Here is a 229-nt window from a genome sequence, read left to right as displayed (position 1 = left end):
CCATAACGAATCTGTTGACCTTTGTACAATGAAGGGTAACTTCTGCACATTGCTGTTAGTTTTGGCGGTTGGCAAAAGCGATGTTTTCTCTCTCCCGATTGCCATGCTCTATATCTCGTTTGAAAACTTGAGACTATACCAATAGCATCGGCTATCCCTGCTCTTCTTAAATAACTGGGGAATTTTCGGAATGAGGGATATTTTTTCACCACCGATTGAAAATAGCGGT

At 41.5% G+C, this 229-nt stretch carries 1 pseudogene; it reads right to left on the bottom strand.

Annotated features, from left to right (window positions below):
• Window positions 1-229 (bottom strand): annotated as a pseudogene (locus tag JUI58_RS27860) (IS200/IS605 family accessory protein TnpB-related protein); the annotation flags it as partial.

Source organism: Spirulina sp. CCY15215 (assembly GCF_016888125.1).
GTDB lineage: Bacteria > Cyanobacteriota > Cyanobacteriia > Cyanobacteriales > Spirulinaceae > CCY15215.
Note: the sequence above shows the minus strand (reverse complement) of the source record. Positions and strands in the feature narration are given on the sequence as shown.